The organism is Mycobacterium sp., from assembly GCF_008709575.1.
Taxonomy (GTDB): domain Bacteria; phylum Actinomycetota; class Actinomycetes; order Mycobacteriales; family Mycobacteriaceae; genus Mycobacterium.
This window is the reverse complement of sequence record NZ_VYIK01000463.1, coordinates 1-612: the sequence shown is the minus strand read 5'-3', so window position 1 is coordinate 612 and position 612 is coordinate 1. Positions and strand designations below refer to the sequence as shown.

General features: G+C 64.5%; 1 pseudogene. It reads left to right on the top strand.

Annotated features, from left to right (window positions below):
* Positions 1-73: 73 nt before the first annotated feature.
* Positions 74-612 (top strand): annotated as a pseudogene (locus F6Q13_RS19595) (family 1 encapsulin nanocompartment shell protein); the annotation flags it as partial.

Sequence of the window (612 nt, the reverse complement as noted above, 5' to 3'; positions counted from 1 at the left end):
ACGAAGCCAAACAACCAAAAACCACCGGATCCAGCCCTTTACGGGGGTCCGCATCACAGATAAGGAAACCCCGATGAACAACCTCTACCGTGAGTTAGCGCCGATCACCCAAGCAGCGTGGGCTGAAATCGAATTGGAGGCGTCGCGGACCTTCAGACACCATATCGCGGGCCGCCGCGTCGTCGACGTCAGCGGTCCGGGCGGGCCCACCATGGCGGCGGTCGGCACCGGCCGGCTGCTGGACGTGGCCGCTCCCGCCGACGGCGTCGTCGCGCACCTGCGGGCCAGCAAAACCGCTTGTACGGCTTCGGGTTCCGTTTACTTTATCGAGGTCGGAGATTGACGACGTGGAGCGCGGTTCGAAGGATTCGGACTGGGACGCGATCAAGAGCGCGGCCGAGAAGCTCGCGTTCGCCGAAGACCGGGCCATCTTCGAAGGCTATCCGACGGCGTCGATCGAGGGCATCCGAAGCGCCAGCTCCAACCCGCCGCTTACACTGCCCGAAGACGTCCGCCAGATTCCCGACACGATCAGCCAGGCGCTGTCCGCGCTGCGGCTGGCCGGTGTCGAAGGACCGTACTGCGTTTTGCTGCCGGCCGATGTCTACACCA